The organism is Noviherbaspirillum saxi (assembly GCF_003591035.1).
GTDB classification, from domain to species: domain Bacteria; phylum Pseudomonadota; class Gammaproteobacteria; order Burkholderiales; family Burkholderiaceae_D; genus Noviherbaspirillum; species Noviherbaspirillum saxi.
In genome coordinates, this window is the sequence record NZ_QYUO01000002.1 from 1255477 (window position 1) to 1270798 (window position 15322).

16 protein-coding genes and 1 tRNA gene are annotated in these 15322 nt (G+C 54.4%); 7 read left to right on the forward strand and 10 right to left on the reverse strand.

Annotation, left to right across the window (positions count from 1 at the left end):
• Nucleotides 1-289 precede the first annotated feature (289 nt).
• Complete coding sequence (locus tag D3871_RS21415; protein ID WP_119771065.1) at nucleotides 290-2161, forward strand: methyl-accepting chemotaxis protein; 1872 nt, start codon at nucleotides 290-292, stop codon at nucleotides 2159-2161.
• A 124-nt stretch (nucleotides 2162-2285) separates the two neighbouring features.
• Here D3871_RS21415 and D3871_RS21420 read toward each other — a convergent pair.
• Nucleotides 2286-2358: transfer RNA gene (locus tag D3871_RS21420), tRNA-Thr, on the reverse strand.
• 252 nt (nucleotides 2359-2610) lie between these two features.
• Between D3871_RS21420 and D3871_RS21425 the strand changes: the two genes are divergently transcribed.
• Both D3871_RS21425 and D3871_RS21430 read left to right on the forward strand, forming a co-directional pair.
• Nucleotides 2611-3570 carry an alpha/beta hydrolase gene (locus tag D3871_RS21425; RefSeq protein WP_119771066.1) on the forward strand — a complete coding sequence of 320 codons (960 nt, stop codon included), beginning with the start codon at nucleotides 2611-2613 and terminating at the stop codon, nucleotides 3568-3570.
• A 165-nt stretch (nucleotides 3571-3735) separates the two neighbouring features.
• Complete coding sequence (locus D3871_RS21430) at nucleotides 3736-4296, forward strand: DedA family protein (RefSeq protein ID WP_119771067.1); 561 nt, start codon at nucleotides 3736-3738, stop codon at nucleotides 4294-4296.
• Nucleotides 4297-4648: 352 nt separating this feature from the next.
• Here the strand turns inward: D3871_RS21430 and D3871_RS21435 are convergent, their stop codons facing one another.
• Nucleotides 4649-5038: a hypothetical protein gene (locus D3871_RS21435; protein ID WP_119771068.1), complete on the reverse strand. Its 390-nt coding sequence runs from the start codon at nucleotides 5036-5038 to the stop codon at nucleotides 4649-4651.
• Between the two features lie 654 nt (nucleotides 5039-5692).
• Between D3871_RS21435 and D3871_RS21440 the strand changes: the two genes are divergently transcribed.
• Nucleotides 5693-6157, forward strand: coding sequence for a carboxymuconolactone decarboxylase family protein (locus tag D3871_RS21440; protein ID WP_119771069.1), 465 nt, complete (start codon nucleotides 5693-5695; stop codon nucleotides 6155-6157).
• On the opposite strand, the gene D3871_RS21445 is transcribed toward D3871_RS21440, so the two are convergent.
• Both D3871_RS21445 and D3871_RS30325 read right to left on the reverse strand, forming a co-directional pair.
• Nucleotides 6126-6986 carry an alpha/beta fold hydrolase gene (locus D3871_RS21445; RefSeq protein WP_158598006.1) on the reverse strand — a complete coding sequence of 287 codons (861 nt, stop codon included), beginning with the start codon at nucleotides 6984-6986 and terminating at the stop codon, nucleotides 6126-6128. The genes D3871_RS21440 and D3871_RS21445 overlap by 32 nt on opposite strands.
• Before the next feature lie 205 nt (nucleotides 6987-7191).
• Nucleotides 7192-7440 (reverse strand): hypothetical protein, encoded by a 249-nt coding sequence (locus D3871_RS30325; RefSeq protein WP_158598007.1) that lies wholly within the window; start codon nucleotides 7438-7440, stop codon nucleotides 7192-7194.
• 60 nt (nucleotides 7441-7500) lie between these two features.
• On the opposite strand from D3871_RS30325, the gene D3871_RS30330 reads away from it, so the two are divergent.
• Nucleotides 7501-8157: a helix-turn-helix domain-containing protein gene (locus D3871_RS30330; protein ID WP_158598008.1), complete on the forward strand. Its 657-nt coding sequence runs from the start codon at nucleotides 7501-7503 to the stop codon at nucleotides 8155-8157.
• A 51-nt stretch (nucleotides 8158-8208) separates the two neighbouring features.
• Here the strand turns inward: D3871_RS30330 and D3871_RS21455 are convergent, their stop codons facing one another.
• Complete coding sequence (locus D3871_RS21455; protein ID WP_233575754.1) at nucleotides 8209-9246, reverse strand: GlxA family transcriptional regulator; 1038 nt, start codon at nucleotides 9244-9246, stop codon at nucleotides 8209-8211.
• Between the two features lie 28 nt (nucleotides 9247-9274).
• Here D3871_RS21455 and D3871_RS21460 point away from each other — a divergent pair, with 28 nt between their 5' ends.
• Nucleotides 9275-10054: an MBL fold metallo-hydrolase gene (locus D3871_RS21460; protein WP_119771072.1), complete on the forward strand. Its 780-nt coding sequence runs from the start codon at nucleotides 9275-9277 to the stop codon at nucleotides 10052-10054.
• Nucleotides 10055-10412: 358 nt separating this feature from the next.
• On the opposite strand, the gene D3871_RS21465 is transcribed toward D3871_RS21460, so the two are convergent.
• From D3871_RS21465 to D3871_RS21475, 3 genes are all read right to left on the reverse strand, one after another.
• Nucleotides 10413-10721 carry a response regulator gene (locus D3871_RS21465; RefSeq protein ID WP_119771073.1) on the reverse strand — a complete coding sequence of 103 codons (309 nt, stop codon included), beginning with the start codon at nucleotides 10719-10721 and terminating at the stop codon, nucleotides 10413-10415.
• Entirely contained in the window at nucleotides 10694-11488 is a 795-nt protein-coding gene (locus D3871_RS21470) for an ATP-binding protein (protein WP_119771074.1), read from the reverse strand. Before D3871_RS21470 ends, D3871_RS21465 begins: the two co-directional genes overlap by 28 nt.
• 104 nt (nucleotides 11489-11592) lie before the next feature.
• The gene (locus D3871_RS21475; RefSeq protein WP_119771075.1) at nucleotides 11593-11886 is read right to left on the reverse strand and encodes a PAS domain-containing protein; all 294 of its coding nucleotides are present in this window, start codon (nucleotides 11884-11886) and stop codon (nucleotides 11593-11595) included.
• Nucleotides 11887-12108: 222 nt separating this feature from the next.
• Here D3871_RS21475 and D3871_RS30335 point away from each other — a divergent pair, with 222 nt between their 5' ends.
• Nucleotides 12109-12285, forward strand: a complete 177-nt coding sequence (locus tag D3871_RS30335; protein WP_158598009.1) for a hypothetical protein — start codon at nucleotides 12109-12111, stop codon at nucleotides 12283-12285.
• Nucleotides 12286-12311: 26 nt separating this feature from the next.
• Here the strand turns inward: D3871_RS30335 and D3871_RS21485 are convergent, their stop codons facing one another.
• The gene (locus D3871_RS21485; RefSeq protein ID WP_119771077.1) at nucleotides 12312-13808 is read right to left on the reverse strand and encodes a DUF4331 domain-containing protein; all 1497 of its coding nucleotides are present in this window, start codon (nucleotides 13806-13808) and stop codon (nucleotides 12312-12314) included.
• A gap of 506 nt (nucleotides 13809-14314) precedes the next feature.
• Complete coding sequence (locus tag D3871_RS31555; RefSeq protein WP_338016855.1) at nucleotides 14315-15283, reverse strand: TonB-dependent receptor domain-containing protein; 969 nt, start codon at nucleotides 15281-15283, stop codon at nucleotides 14315-14317.
• Nucleotides 15284-15322 lie beyond the last annotated feature (39 nt).

Here is a 15322-nt window from a genome sequence, read left to right on the forward strand (position 1 = left end):
ATAGAAATCGCTCCCGACAGGACAGAAGCATTCACTCTCGTCTTCCCCGTTTTTCAGACAAGTGATTGCCATTTCAGCAATTCCTCAATTCAGGATGGTTGATATTCCGATAGGAAGCTTGCTGCACGTCTTTTTAACAGTCTGAGTTAGAAGCCTACCCCCATATTTATGGCATGCGCAATTTCGGTGCAGTCAGTATCTTTGTTTCGCTAAAGAAACCGTCCATAACGGTCAAAAAGGGAGACAGAGTGCTATGAGCCACTGATTTATATGCCAAAAGACTAATGAAATGGGGAATACTTTGAAAAGTACATTGACCTTGAAGAAATTGTTTGTTCTGCTATTTGCAAGCGGGGCGGTGCTCGCAGTGTCATTGCTTGCAGCGGTACTGCACGCTTCGCACATGCAGTCCAAGTTGAGTGGCGTGCACTATGCCCGCTACAACTCTTATCTTCTCGCAGACGAACTGCGACAGAGTTCCGATGACCTGACCCGGCTCGCGCGCACCTACGTCGTCACTGGCGACGCCAGATATGAACAGCAGTACAACGACATCCTGGATATCCGCAACGGCAACAAGCCGCGCCCCTTGCATTACGAACGGATTTATTGGGACTTCGTCGCTGCGGGCACAAAGAAACCCCGCGAGGATGGCCCCACCATTTCGCTTGAAAAGTTGATGGCCGATGCCGGTTTCTCCGCAGACGAATTCGCAAAACTGAAAGAAGCACAGGCTAACTCCGATGCACTGGTAAAAACCGAAGTCATTGCCATGAATGCGGTGAAAGGCCTGTTCGACGATGGCACCGGCCGCTTCATCAAGAAGGGCGACCCCGATCCAGAAATGGCGCGCATCTTGATGCATAGCGCCGATTATCACAAGTTCAAGGCGCAAATCATGGCGCCGGTCGACGAATTTTTCCAGCTGCTCGACAAGCGCACCGGCACCGCCGTTGCCAATGCGGAAAACGCCAGCAACAGGGCCAACCTGATTGCCATCAGTATCCTGGTTATCGCTCTCTTCGCCGCAGTCGTGGCGCTATTCTTCGTGTACCGACGGATAAACAGCCAGTTGGGCGGCGAACCATCCTATGCACAGGATGTGGTAACGAAAATCGCAGCAGGCGATCTCGCGGTTGCCATCGATCTCCAGGCCAACGATACATCCAGTCTGCTGTTTGCCATGAAAGCGATGCGCGACAGTCTTGCCGGCATTATCAGTCAGGTGCGCAGAGGAACGGATACGATTGCGGCCGCTTCATCGGAGATCGCTTCCGGCAATCTTGAACTGTCATCGCGCACCGAACAGCAGGCATCTTCGCTCGAAGAGACAGCGTCTTCGATGCAGGAGCTGACTTCCACCGTGAGACAAAACGCCGACAATGCGCGACAAGCCAATCAGCTATCGGTGTCGGCCTCCAGCGTCGCGATCAAGGGTGGCGACGTGGTATCGCAGGTCGTTGCGACCATGGGCTCGATCAACGACTCATCGAGAAAGATCGTCGACATCATCAGTGTGATTGACGGTATTGCCTTTCAAACCAATATCCTCGCGCTCAATGCAGCGGTTGAAGCGGCCCGCGCGGGTGAGCAAGGCCGCGGCTTTGCGGTGGTCGCGGCGGAAGTGCGTAACCTGGCACAGCGCTCGGCATCCGCTGCCAAAGAGATCAAGACCCTGATCGACGACTCGGTGGAAAAGGTCGACACCGGCAGCAAGCTGGTGCTCGACGCAGGCTCGACCATGGATGAAATTGTCTCCAGTGTCAAACGTGTCAACGACATCATGACGGAAATCATGGCTGCCACGCAGGAGCAAAGCGATGGTATCGAACAGGTCAATCAGGCAGTCGGCGAGATGGACCAGGTTACCCAGCAGAATGCGGCATTGGTGGAGGGGGCCGCCGCTGCGGCGGAATCACTGCAGAATCAGGCCGGCCATCTGGCACAGCTGGTATCGGTGTTCAGGCTCGACAGTAACGATGCCGACGGAAGTATTGCATCTGCTCAGCAACCGGCACGCATGGCGCGTACCGCCTCCTCCCCTGCGTTTGCGCACAAGCCGCGCACCATGGCCTCAAGCACGGCATTGGCGAAACCTGTTTCACATCGCCAGCGTCAGGCTGCCACGGCAACGGCTGGTGACGACTGGGAAGAGTTTTAAGAAAATGCTTTGATTCAGCGGGACATGGCAGGGATTGATGCCCCGAGGGATGTGAGTCTGCCGAGTCTGTATAAAACAAAAAGGGATTGCGAGTCATTGCTCGCAATCCCTGCAATCAGATTGATGCCAGCTGAAGGTCTCGAACCCCCAACCTGTTCATTACACTTGAACCGCTCTACCCGTTGAGCTAAGCCGGCGACGTGAATCACATTGTAAGCAGCGCAGCCGGGTCTTCTTTGATCTGTGCCAAACTGCGAGCCTGTGTCGCACGCATGTCACGGCTGCGTGGCTTGCGAAGTCAATGCGGCGCCCGCTTCTTGCTCGCTTTCCTGTGCTGCCGTGCAGATACCGCTGCGTAACCATCCCTCCGTCAGCGCGCCCAGGCGGAAAAAACTATACTGGCAACGCAAACGCGCCGTCAGCGTTGCGCACCCTACAAGGAGACTTCCATGCTGCATCCTCAGGCAAAAGCACTGCTCGATTTCATTGAACAACACGGCGTTCCTCCGACGCATACATTGAGCGTGGAAGATGCCAGGAGGTTTTATCGCGAACGACGTTTCTTTACCCAGCCGGAACCGGCTGAAGTCGCCGAGGTCAGCGAACACATTGCAGAGGGACCGCATGGCGCCATACCTTTACGCCTGTACAAACCGCTCGACCGGTCCGACGATAAAGCTGGCGCATCCAAGCTCCCGCCCGTTCTTGTTTTTTTTCACGGCGGCGGATGGGTGATCGGCGACCGTGACACGCATGACAGCTTGTGCCGGCATATGGCGAATGCCTCGGGCTGCGCCGTGGTATCGGTCGACTACAGACTTGGGCCCGATCACCGCTTTCCGGCAGCGGTCGACGACAGCATCGCCGCCACCTACTGGGTGCGCAAGGAAGCGAATCGCCTGGGCCTCGATGGCTCGCGGCTTGCGGTCGGCGGCGATAGCGCAGGCGGCAATCTGGCCGCTGTCGTTGCGATTGCAGCGCGCGATGCGGGCGACTTGCCGATTGCATTCCAGTTGCTGATCTATCCGGCAACCGATATGCGGCGCACCGCGCCCTCCCATACGACAAATGGTCAGGGCTATCTGCTGACCAGCGATACGATAGGGTATTTCCATGATCACTATATTGACGATGCCGCGCACGACCTCGACTGGCGTGCCTCGCCTTTGCTGCATCCTGACCTGAGCGGACTTCCTCCGACGTTTCTGCTAACCGCAGGCTATGATCCGCTGCGGGATGAAGGCTTGATGTACTCGCAGCGCCTGAGCGAAGCCGGCAACCGGGCGACGCATATCTGCTTCGAACGGCAAATTCACGGATTCATTACGATGGGCAGAGTGATAGACGAAGCAAACGTCGCCGTGGAGCTGTGCGCAGCACAGCTTTCTCACCATTTGAATATAAAATAAGCAGATCTTCCGCAAAAATCTTTCGCAACAAATTTCTTGTAATAAACGCGATAAACGGCTTCAGCCGGTAATACGTTTTTTGACGCGAATGTACCGGGCCGCGCTGCATGCAACTTATACAGCGCAACAGGCTCTATGTAACCAGGACAATTAACAACGGCTAGCATGAGTGTGATCGGCTTTATTCAACAGTATGGGTACCTTGCTCTTGCTCTCGGCAGTTTCCTGGAGGGCGAGGCGGTGGTGCTTGCGGCCGGTTTGGCAGCTTATCACCAGCATCTTGCATTGCCCTACGTTATCGCTATCGCGGCCGTTGCAAGCTTTCTCGGCGATCAACCGTATTTCTATGCAGGCCGGAAATACGGCACTACGATCCTGCAGCGCTTTCCCTCATTGCATTCACGCAAGACCCGTATCGATCAATTGATCGAACGACATCACATGCTGTTGGTTCCGTCGTTGCGCTTCCTGTACGGGTTGCGTATGGTCGGGCTGATTGCCATTGGCATGAGCAAACTCGGCACCCTGCCCTTTCAGGTGATCAATCTGATCAGCGCCTTTGTCTGGGCGCTTGCGTTTGCACTGATGGGATATGGGACCGGACACGGTCTGGAGTTTTTCGGAGAAGCTTCGGGCATTACGCAGGCGACCGTGCTGGCTACCTTGCTCCTGTTCGGAACCATCGCATATTTCATCCGACTGCGTCGCCGGAATTCAGAGAATTAAACTGCGCGCAAACTGCATATGCAGTCGCACTGTCGCATCCTGTTGATCTGCAATAGGGACCACCGCCGGCACGGACCCCGGTGAGAAACATTCCGCGTATCGCATACAGCAAGCCGGTCATAAGCCGGAACTGAGCGCAGAACGCGATTCAGTGTAGTACTTGGCTTGCGGCTTAAAACTTGTTCAATGCTTAAGGCTACGCTGAACAAGTCCTCGCGTGTCGCACATCCTGATTTCGGGCGATCCGCGGCGTTGCAAATCCTCGCCATGGCCCCGCCATGTCTGTGGTTTGCGCCTTGCGCCTCATCCCGAAATCAGGCCTGCGCCATCGCGGGACTTATTCAGCGTAGCCTTAAATATCGTACTGGTCCAACGCAATCCGCGCGGAGTCGGCGATATCGGTGCCGATCAGGCTGATCACGGGCTCATCGTTCGCCGCTGCGGCATTGCTGCAGCGCTTGGCTGCGGCCAAGGCCGTCAATTGCCGACGAATATGTCGTGCCAGCGAAATCCGTTTTTCGGTATGCTTGAGACCGAACTTGCCGCGATAGCGAAATCCATCCTCGAAAATAACCTGGACATCGCACTGATCGTCCTCGGCAGCCGGCACGCCGTCCGCCCAGTTCTTCAGCACTATGTCGGCTGCCTGTATCGATGAAACGCGCGCTTTCGAGTGCAGGCCTTTTGTACGCTGGATCAGAACGCGGGAAACATCTACCTTGTCACATACGTTGCTTGTCACTTGTCACCCTGTCACAAAAGTACATTGGAGCGGTATTCCGGACTACAAGTTGCACCTATCTGCACCTGTCTGCACCTATCGTGAACACGTTGGCGCAGTGTCTTCGCGTATGCCGCTCGCCTCCCCGTCAACGGAGCGAAATCTTCAACATAGAAAAAAGCCCGCAGACCTTTCGGTTGCGGGCGAATCCAATTCAAGAAGAGTTGGAGGAGACAGATGCATAGTACCCCGCTGTGGCGCTCAAGTCTGCTTCCGATTGGTGATAGCAGATATTCAGTTACCTGATAGCAGCGGCATAGTGATGCATTTCTGATATCGTGCTTCGGAGGGGACGCGCAAAAGCTCAAGCGAATTCGGGACAAGACAGTTATTTTACCGTTCCTGCGAACGGACTGCAGCGAATGACACTACGGCCGCCGATGGCAGCGCACATCGCCACAGCCGCATGGAGGAGGAGTCGAGAAGGAGTCGCTTCTCGTTTATCCGGTGACAAATGAAAACGAGCCAAAAACTACCTACCTGCATACTGCCAGGGAAGCATGTCATTTTTGCGCCGCACGATTGTTTCAGTCTGTCACAATTACCCCCAGTCGTACGTCTAGTGATTAAGGACGGCGCACTGTGTCCCGTACCTGATTAACAGAAAGGATTGCTATGTCTCACCCTGCGCGGATTTCTCTGTTCAAGCTTGCTCCCGCCAATCTCAAGGCCCTCATGAACTTGTCCGCCACAGTCAAGCAAAGCTCGCTCGGCGAGCGGCTGGTTGAACTCGTCAACTTGCGGATCTCGCAGATCAACGGCTGCGGTTTCTGCGTTGATCTGCACTGGCGTGACCTGATCCGCCAAGGCATGGATCCGCGTCATCTCAATGCTGTGGCCGTATGGCGCGAGGCGCCGTTCTTCAGCGACCATGAGCGCGCAGCGCTGCGCTGGGTGGAGATTGTCAACAGCCAGCCGCATAGCGATGCCAGCGACGAGGAGTTCGCTTGGGTGCGCGAGTATTTTTCCGAAACCGAGGTCGTCGAGCTGGGTTATGCAGTGGCTGCGATCAAGAGTTGGAACATGCTTAACCTGAGCCTGCGCAATCCTATTCCGGAAGTACCGGCGCCAGGGCTGTAGACGCCCGTCCCAATGGAGCATCCGCGGGCACCACTCTCGAAAGATGCTCCAGCAAGTTTCTGGACACGATCTCCGGAATCTCTACCATCGGCCAATGTCCGCACTGAGGGAAGTGCTTGACCTTTTGAGCGCCAAAACGGCTTGCGAAGGAAGCGTCAATATAAGTATCGCGATCGCCCCACATGACAAGGGAAGGCACGACTGCGCTAAGTGCACGCAACTGGGTATCCCAACCCTGAAAAACCTGTGGGTCTAGCCCTCGGTAGACACGAAGCACCATCTTACGTACTGAAGCCGTAAAGCTGCGGTAAGTGGCGGTGATATGTTCGCGGCTTGGCTTGGTCGCTCCCGAGTTGACGCGCATGGCGCGCGCCAGCCCAGACTGCGACGTGAGGATCTGGAGCAATTCTCCGAGAATGGGCGTGCGACAAATACGTCCATAGCGGTGCCAACGGTATTCGGACTGAAAAACGGTATTCATGATGGCAATGCTTCTCATCTTTTCCGGATGCCGCACGGCCCACGCCAGGCCATACGGACCACCGATGTCATGCACGACCAGGTTTACCGGCTCGCTGATGCCCAGCGCCACGAGAAAGGCGTCGACAAATTTCGCCATTTCGTCAAGGCTGATGTGAAAGCCGGCAGGGGCCGCCGACTGTCCGAAGCCGGGAAGGTCTGGTACGACACATCGGTATGAGGCACTCACTACGCGAGTCACATCTTTCCAGACCGCGCCGGAGTCGGGTATGCCATGCAGAAAAAGTGTTGGCGCTCCCTTTCCTGAGTCTGAAAAATGGATCTTGGCTCCCTGCACATTTACAAACATAGTCGGCACCTTTAAGTAAATCGTGCAGCGAAATGCACGCGTAGTCATAGTGTGGCCGAGTCTTGCGCAACCGGGAATGGTAATTTGTGTCACAATCAATGCAAATTAAGCCAAGCATGCAATCCAATACGAATGTCGCGAATGTCAATTTATGCCAAGCTCCCTTTCTAGCCATCGACCGCAGCCCGCGATGAGGATAGGACTTTTAGTCTATCCAGGATGCATGCCGGCTGGGCTCTTTGCCGCGTCCGATCTTTTTCAGGCGATCAACCGACGTATCGGGAAGTCCGTTTTCGAACCGATATGGATCGGTGCCGGCAACGGCAGGGTAAATGTGAATAATGGCGCGACGCTCGAGATGGATTATGCATTGCATGAACCATGCGACGCCTATCTGCTGCCAGGTTTCTGGGCCGAAACCGCGACCGACATCGACCTTATGCTGGACCGGCAATCGCTCTTCATCGACTGGCTCGGTCAACTTCCGGAGCGGACTGCATTGTGGACCTATTGCATGGGCGTCGCATTAGTGGCTGCCGCCGGAAAGATCGATCGCCATGAAGCCACGGCGACATGGTGGCTTGAGCAATCTCTGCGCAAGCGATTTACTGCAGTCGCATGGGATTTTCAGCAACCTGTCATCGAGGATCGCAAGATCATGACTGCGGCTGGCGCAAATGGCTACTGGGCCGTGCTAAGTAAACTGCTGATCTCCCGGATGCCTGCGGAAGTCATTCGGGACGTGGAGCAGGCGATGCTGGTTCCCCGCTCCAACACAGGTCATCCGGTGTTCAGATCTGTCGAAATGATCGCTCAGTCAGAGCCGCAACTGCAGCGACTGATTGCTTATGCCCAAAAAGTGCCGGCATCCGGCTTAAACCTTAGTGAGGCAGCAAGATACCTTTCCGTATCGTCAAGAACCTTAAGCAGAAAAATCGACCAGCATACGCAAGTCAGTGCCGGCGAATGGCTGCGACTAGTCAAGTTGCGTCAAGTCGCAAACGCGCTGTTATCGTCGGCATCTTCGGTAAAGACGATATGTGCCGAGTTGGGTTTTACCGATGAGGCAAGCCTGATGCGTGCCTTCAAAAAGGCGACTGGAATGACGACTTCCCAATATAGACAGCAGTACGGTCATTCGGTGACTTCGTTTGTCGCTTCCCTCAAATAACCCGCATCGGCTGAATGTCTGTCAGCATGACGGTATTGCATGCATACAAACCTATGGACGTCCGTAAGCTTGACGGTATTCTGCAGGGGTTAGTCCAGTCAGGTCTTTAAACATGCGGCGCATACTGGAGTCGCTGCTAAATCCAAGCGCAATGCTGATGGTGTTGGCCGGTGTGGACGTCAGGATAAGGCGTTCGCTTACCTGATTTAGTTTGATGCGACGCAGATAGGCCGCAACCGGCAAACCCACTGCGGCGCCAACCTTTCTTGCAAGTGTACGCTCTGTCGTTCCCAGTTGATCGGCTAGTCTGCGCACCGTCACTTCTGATGCGGGCATGCCTTCGGTAAGGAGATATAGCTTGCGAAGAAATGCGTCTGGTTGCTCAATAAGATTCATTGCCTGGAATGCATGATGAGTTCTTTCGGGTCGCGGCAGCACCATCAATTTCGTGAGATCCCGATAGGCCTCCTTGCTAACCTGCTTCTCTATAAGTTCCTGAGCAAGGAGTTGATAGCCATTGACGCCGGACGCAGTCGCTGTCCGCAAATTGAAGATGCTGGTCCGCTCGCTGAGCCACGACGCTGCGGGGTACTGTTTGCGCATCATGTCCGACAGCCACCATGTCACGGTGGCCTTCTGACCATTTAAACGCCCTGTTGCGGCCATCAAGCAAACGCCCGTACAGTAGCTCCACATCATGACGCTTTTGTTGAGCGTGCGCAGTGCATTTATCACCTCGGCATTTTCTACTAAAACTTCCTCTATCTGCGCAATGGACTCAGCCCAGCAACCCGGGATCAAGATGGCGTCAAGCGCGGCATCGAAGACCGTATCCGCCGGCTTCAACACCTGGTTGTGCGCACACTTGATCTCCTCGGCCCGCGCGGCAACGAATATCGGTTCAAAAATGTGACGGCCAGCGCGGCGATTTGCTGCATGGACGAGATCCGAGAACGCAAACAGGCCGGCTGGCATGCAGTTTCTGTACAGAAGAAGGCCAATACGAAAAGGGGAAATACGCGCCATGTCTGAAAATGATTGGTTTATGTCAGTTTTCGCCATATTAAGCAGATCCAGAACATTGCACAATGACGCTCCTGAATAGCCGGCCACGAAAATGAAAATAACTCAACTCCGCAATGCGACAGCAGTCCTCGAAATAGGCGAATATCGGATCCTGGTCGATCCCATGCTCGGTGCCAAAGGTGAATTCCCGCCGTTGAAATTTCTTCAGGATAGCCAACGCAATCCCACTGTTGAACTTCCTGCGGTGACCGACTCGATACTGTCTACCGTGACGCACTGTTTAATCACCCATTGCCAGAAAGGCCATTTCGACCACTTGGATCGATCGGGAAAACAGTGGTTGCGCCAGAGTCAGATTCCCGTCATTTGTACTCCGCATGATGCGGAATATCTCCGTCAACGAGGCCTCAACGTCCGTTCATTGGCAGACTGGCATTGGGAATGCCAGCCCTTTCTAAGCGGGACCATACGAACAGTAAAGTGTACCCATGGTGTCGGCTTGGTTGGAATGATGATGGAACACGGCGTCGGCTATTTTATCGAGTGGCCAGGCGAGCCTACTGTCTATCTGGCCGGCGATACAGTGCTCACGTCAAAAGTAAAAGAATTTGTCGTTCAGTACCAGCCACAGGTGTCGCTGATTCCGGCCGGAGGCGCAAGATTTGACTTCGGGTCTGAAATCATTATGGGAATCGACGACGCGATCGAGTTCGCCCGCCTGGCAAAGGGCGCCGTGGTCGCCAACCATCTGGAAGCAGTCGCGCATTGTCCTGTAGGGCGACGTGAGCTATACCTCGCAGCGAAGAATGCAGGCGTGGCAGACCGATTGCATATTCCGGCCGATGGTGAAACATTAGTCTTTGCAGTGTGATCGTTTGTACCATGGATGGATCGATGGATTGGGCAGCGCGCTATTGAATTCTGCATTGCTTGCCGGACGCGATCCACCGCGTCGATGTATCGCATGTATCCGGCTCCTTTTCCGCGCTAGCCTAGCGTCACGGGAACAAAGATATTCTGGCCATCTCGTTGGATCAGAGGCGCGAGATTCTTTTTATCGTCCGTGACAAGCTTTTTCATCTCCTCGCTTACAAACGCACGATTTAGTAACTACTCAATACTGGGATAGCGGTGGCATGACAGGTCAAACCAAAACCAATAATACAAATAGCGCAACGTACAACCGTATCGAACTTCACTGCAACGGCTTCGTGAAAAGCCAAGTGCCATCAGCTTTCAATCATTCCATGTACCTTGGTCGCAAATGTCGTGAGCGAGAATGGTTTAATGAGCACCTGCATCCCCGGTGCGGTCAGTCCCATTCCGCTCGCTGCGGTCTCGGCAAATCCGGTAATAAACAATACCTTCATGTCAGCGAGGATTTCCCTGCCGGCGTGGGCGAGTTGGCGGCCATTCATGCCTTTGGGCAGACCCACATCGGTAATGAGGAGATCAATGCGAGGCATCGTCCTGAGCTGGCGCAGGCCATCAATACCGTTTGAAGCTTCGACTACGACATACCCGATATTTCCAAGCATCTCGGTAGTATTTTGCGAACCGCATCCTCATCCTCCACCAAAAGTACTATGGCTTTTTGGTCAATACAAGTCGCAGGCAACAACGTATGAGGCGTTTGCGTTTCGGCTGGCCCGACACGCCGTGGAAGCAGCAGCTGCACTGTCGTGCCTTCGCCGGGACGGGACAGAATCCGCATATGACCTTTCGATTTTTTCACAAAACCATAAATCATTGACAGACCCAGCGCGGTCCCCTGGCCAATCGGTTTAGTTGTAAAAAAAGGATCGACGGCGCGCTTGGCGATATCCGTAGTCATACCAACTCCAGTGTCGCTGACGCAGGGGCGGATATAGTCGCCAGTTTCAACCTCGCCGGCACCGGCCAGGCCTTCGCGATCCAGCGGCGCATTGACCGTTTCAATAGTTAAACGGCCGCCGTCGGGCATCGCATCGCGACTGTTGATCGCTAGATTAAGCAATGCGGTTTCTAACTGGTTCGGGTCGCACAGCGCCGTCCACAACCCATTCGTGAGTACCGTCTCCAGATATATGTTGGGACCTAGTGTGCGGCGAATCAGGTCTTCCATGGAAAGCACGAGGTGGTTGACGTCAGTCGGTTTTGGATCGAGGGTCTGGCAACGGGAAAATGCCAACAGCCGATGGGTCAATGCAGCCGCACAATTGACCGAAGTCAGCGGACCGTCTACGTACTTGATGTTGCCGTCGATCAGACCTTGATCCAGCCGGACTTTGAGCATTTCCAGGTTACCCATGATGCCGACCAACATGTTATTGAAATCGTGCGCCAGACCACCGGTCAGTTGCCGACCGCCTCCATCTTCTGCGCCTGCCGCAACGAATCTTCGGCCAGCTGCAACGCTTCAGCTTGTTGTTAGTCGTCCGTAACATCGCGCCCGGTCGCAAACAATGTACCTTCATCGTTGGAGCTTGCCCAGTCGATCCAACGATATGCCCCTTCCTTATGGCGCCAGCGATTCTCAATATGAACGTTTGGCTTGGCCGTAGAATCGATTAGTGCGTCCCTGGTCGCTCCACGATCATCCGGATGGATGAACTCTGCGTAGGATTTGCCAATCGCTTCCTCGGCCTCGTAACCTAGAATAGCCAAAGATTTAAGTATCGTCAGTTGTTGCTCGGTTTTGACACCTTCGCCTACTACTTGCATTCCACGACCGAATTACCAGGCGCTAACTGGCCTTTTCTGGGGTGCGTCATGGTATCTCCTCCTACTACTAACAACATGCATCGGGCCGACACTTGCCGGCCCGATGCACCACAGAGGATGTCCTTTGATTAGCTGCTCAATTTCCCAGGTTCAGTGTCATCAGAGGTGGAAACCGGTTCTGCGCCAATTACTTGCGGTTCTACGGTATCCGAGGTGCCGGATATGAGTGCCATCACGCGACTCAAGAACGAGTTGTCTGCCGTTGATGGACCCGCAGTCGCCGCCGGCGCACCGGCACCGGTCGTCACGTTGTTTGCCGCACTCGACGAGTCACCCCCGCCACCGCCACATCCCGTCAGTCCGATGATCAGCGCCATGGACAATGACGCTACTAAGTAAGGATGTTTATGTTCCATGATGGCTCCTTACTTGTTGCCAGGAATCGGCGTATTAAAATACGGGAAGGTCGCCTTGAAGTCGGCTGCCGTCTTGCGTACGCCATCGGTCAATGGCAGTGCCCCGGCCGGCGCATCAGACGGTTTGCAACCGACTTTCAGCATGTCGGCGTCGCCGGTGAGAGCACAAAGGGCTCCCATTGCGACCCGCGTTGAAAGATCGACGACATCATCGGCCGGACGGCGCCCGTTCGGGAAACCCGCATTGTCGCCGCCAGCCACGCCCAGCGGACTCTGTGTCTGGGGAGCAGTGGGAGCAATCGATGTGTTCAGGCGCAGCATTTCAGACGGAACCACATTTTTGGGCTGGTTGACGCCTTCAATGCCTTTCAGGAATACCGTGACGAGGTCAGTGCGCGGGAAGTTGGTCGGAGCCTTGGCGGACGGGAACAGTATCTGGATGACGGCTGGAAGTGTCGGGTTGGTCACGTAGTCGATAAACTGCGCATCGTCTTTTGGCTTGGAACTATTAAAGCGATCCTTGTCTTCCATGCCAATCACCACTTCGTTCACCAGTGGCATGCCCACTCGCGACACTTGCGACCAGGCGCCACCTTCCTTGGACGCGTTATTGATGCCGGATTCGGGGAATGGATTGATGATGCGGCCCTGACGAATGCTGGCGGTGGTATAGGCGCCGATGACTGGATCGCCAGCCGTTGTCAGGCACGAGATCGGGAGTTCCATCGCAATCGTACTGACGTTCTTCATCTCGAGATCGTTCTTGTTGCCGTCGACTTCTGGCCCAAGCGGATTCAGGTTGACGAGGTCGAAAATTTTGCCTACCGCAATATAGAACGGCTCCTTACGCTGACCGACAAAGACACGCCCATTGCCGCAGTTTGGAATGGAAACATCGTAAATATGCTGATTCGCATACTTTTCGTAGCCGTCTGCGCCGCCAAAGGTTTTTTCACCGATGTTATCGACCGGCTTGTCGAAATCCCGATTTCCTGCTCCCATGGTCACAGCAGACTTGGTGCCGGTGCGCCGGTCGCCGCGCACGACATCAATCGTGAACGTTTCACGGACATTCAATGTCGCCGGATTAATGCCGTCAATCGGACCGGAATTAATGAGCGGGATTTTTACTTGTTTGCCGCCGACAGGCAGGGCAGTCGCCTTTGACGCATTCTTGAAGCGGAACTGGAAGGTGATGTCTTCTTTGGCATCGCCATTGTTATCAAAGTGGATCTCGTAAAGGCCGTTTTGATCGAGCTGATAAAAGTTTGGGCCGCCTTGCGGATCCTGGAACGGGATATAGTTCGCCATCACCGTGACATAGTCCTGCCGTCCCTGCTCGTAACTACGGAACATATATAAATCGGTGCCGTCGTTCTTTGGCGAATTAGTCAAGAAAGGCGCTTCGCGGTGACTGGATGCCATCGCAGGCGCCATGAAAATCCCAGCGACGGCAGCTGCCATGAAGGTCATGCCAATTGCATTTCTTTTTTTTAAACCGTCCATTTCCGTCTCCGTGGTGAATGTAAAAAAGTAACCAGGAAGATAGGACTGGCAAACTATAGAAATGTCATAGTTAAAGACTAATGGTTTGATGGTTATCAATTAACCATCTTAGCGTGCAAAATCTTGGGAAAAGCCCTGCCTCCGTCGCCGTTTTCAACGCGGCTTGCACCATCGCGTCGACTATTTCCATAGCATCACCGATTGTGCAATAAGGCAAGAGATGGAAAGCAATGGGGTTCAACAATGTGCTACACCCTTGTAAAAGACTGACAAAGTGCATGCGTCAGCCGAAACTTTGCGCGTCGATCCCCCATTAAGAGACGCAATTCTTCGACGCTGATTCCAGTTCTTTGGTGGATGAGAAGGACAATGGTCGCCGCTACGGGTGTGCGACGTTGCCGAAGATCAGAAAGGACAGTCAGCGCCAAATGTTAAACGTTAAAAGCTCATGTTGAGCGTGACCCGAAATGAGCGCGATTCGATCGGGTGAAAATGGATGTCGTCAGTCAACTCGCCGGGCGGTTCATTGGCGAGACGGGAAGCATAATGGTAGTCGATTGCCGAATCCTTGCGGTTCGTGAGATTAAAACCTTCCAGTTCAACCCGTGTCTTCTTGTTGATCTTATAGCCAATGCGGCCGTTGAGCGTTGCGGTCCTTTGGACCGGACACTGTTATCTTCAATTAGGGGACGCGGTCCGAAATAGCGCAGCTGCAATGCGCCGAAATAGGGACCGATCTTGTCTACAGCCAAGGCGATCGATGCCACCCCTTCGACGGCGCCCGGGATGCGCCGACCTGCAGGATCGACGTCACGAAAGCGTGCCCTGGCAAAGGCGAGATCGGCATCGATGGTCAGCCAGTTGGTCGCCTTGTAATAATTGTTGAATTCGAACCCCACCCGGCGGCTGGGTCGACCTGCTTCCGTTGTACCCACGTCACCGACAAAGACGAGCTCGGAATCAAAATCGAGTTGGTACAACGCCAGCGAACTTTGCAGTCCAGGAATGATCTCGATGCGCATCCCCAGTTCCGCACCTTTCGAGCGAACCAGCGGAGGAACGCGATCCACCGCTGCACCGGACACCGGGTCCACAGCAATCGTGGTTCCGCGAGCGTCATTACTGTGGAAACCGGCGCCGACATTGAAGTAATATTCGGTCTTTGCCCAAGGGCCAAAAATAAGGCTTAACTTTGGGCTGGCAATGCTATCGCTGGCTTTGCCAGAGTTGGCGGGATTGTCGCTACCGACATTGAACCGGTAAAAGTCCTCCCTCAAGCCGGCGACCGTTCTAATAGTATCGGTCCAGCGGGTGTTGTTCTCAAAATAAATACCGGCGCTTCGCTCTGCGATATGGTCCGACCGCGTAGTCGACAGTCGCTGCCGGGTGGCCGTGCTAAATAAGCCGTTCTGGATACTGTCATTCTGCAGCTGCAGGCCAATCGTATTTTCGGATTCTTTTCCAAACATCGCCATGGGCCAGGTGTGACTCGAGCAGGGTATGGCGATACCCGT

What these genes read in the sequence shown, in the direction of transcription:
- D3871_RS21430 (WP_119771067.1), top strand. Translation starts at nt 3,736, where the DNA reads ATGAGTGTGATCGGCTTTATTCAACAGTATGGGTACCTTGCTCTTGCT.
- D3871_RS21445 (WP_158598006.1), bottom strand. Translation starts at nt 6,986, where the DNA reads ATGTTTGTAAATGTGCAGGGAGCCAAGATCCATTTTTCAGACTCAGGA.
- D3871_RS21485 (WP_119771077.1), bottom strand. Translation starts at nt 13,808, where the DNA reads ATGGACGGTTTAAAAAAAAGAAATGCAATTGGCATGACCTTCATGGCA.
- D3871_RS31555 (WP_338016855.1), bottom strand. Translation starts at nt 15,283, where the DNA reads ATGGCGATGTTTGGAAAAGAATCCGAAAATACGATTGGCCTGCAGCTG.
- D3871_RS21470 (WP_119771074.1), bottom strand. Translation starts at nt 11,488, where the DNA reads ATGTTGGTCGGCATCATGGGTAACCTGGAAATGCTCAAAGTCCGGCTG.
- D3871_RS21415 (WP_119771065.1), top strand. Translation starts at nt 290, where the DNA reads ATGGGGAATACTTTGAAAAGTACATTGACCTTGAAGAAATTGTTTGTT.
- D3871_RS21425 (WP_119771066.1), top strand. Translation starts at nt 2,611, where the DNA reads ATGCTGCATCCTCAGGCAAAAGCACTGCTCGATTTCATTGAACAACAC.
- D3871_RS21460 (WP_119771072.1), top strand. Translation starts at nt 9,275, where the DNA reads ATGAAAATAACTCAACTCCGCAATGCGACAGCAGTCCTCGAAATAGGC.
- D3871_RS21465 (WP_119771073.1), bottom strand. Translation starts at nt 10,721, where the DNA reads ATGCTTGGAAATATCGGGTATGTCGTAGTCGAAGCTTCAAACGGTATT.
- D3871_RS30335 (WP_158598009.1), top strand. Translation starts at nt 12,109, where the DNA reads ATGAGTGCCATCACGCGACTCAAGAACGAGTTGTCTGCCGTTGATGGA.
- D3871_RS30330 (WP_158598008.1), top strand. Translation starts at nt 7,501, where the DNA reads ATGGGCGTCGCATTAGTGGCTGCCGCCGGAAAGATCGATCGCCATGAA.
- D3871_RS21440 (WP_119771069.1), top strand. Translation starts at nt 5,693, where the DNA reads ATGTCTCACCCTGCGCGGATTTCTCTGTTCAAGCTTGCTCCCGCCAAT.
- D3871_RS21475 (WP_119771075.1), bottom strand. Translation starts at nt 11,886, where the DNA reads ATGCAAGTAGTAGGCGAAGGTGTCAAAACCGAGCAACAACTGACGATA.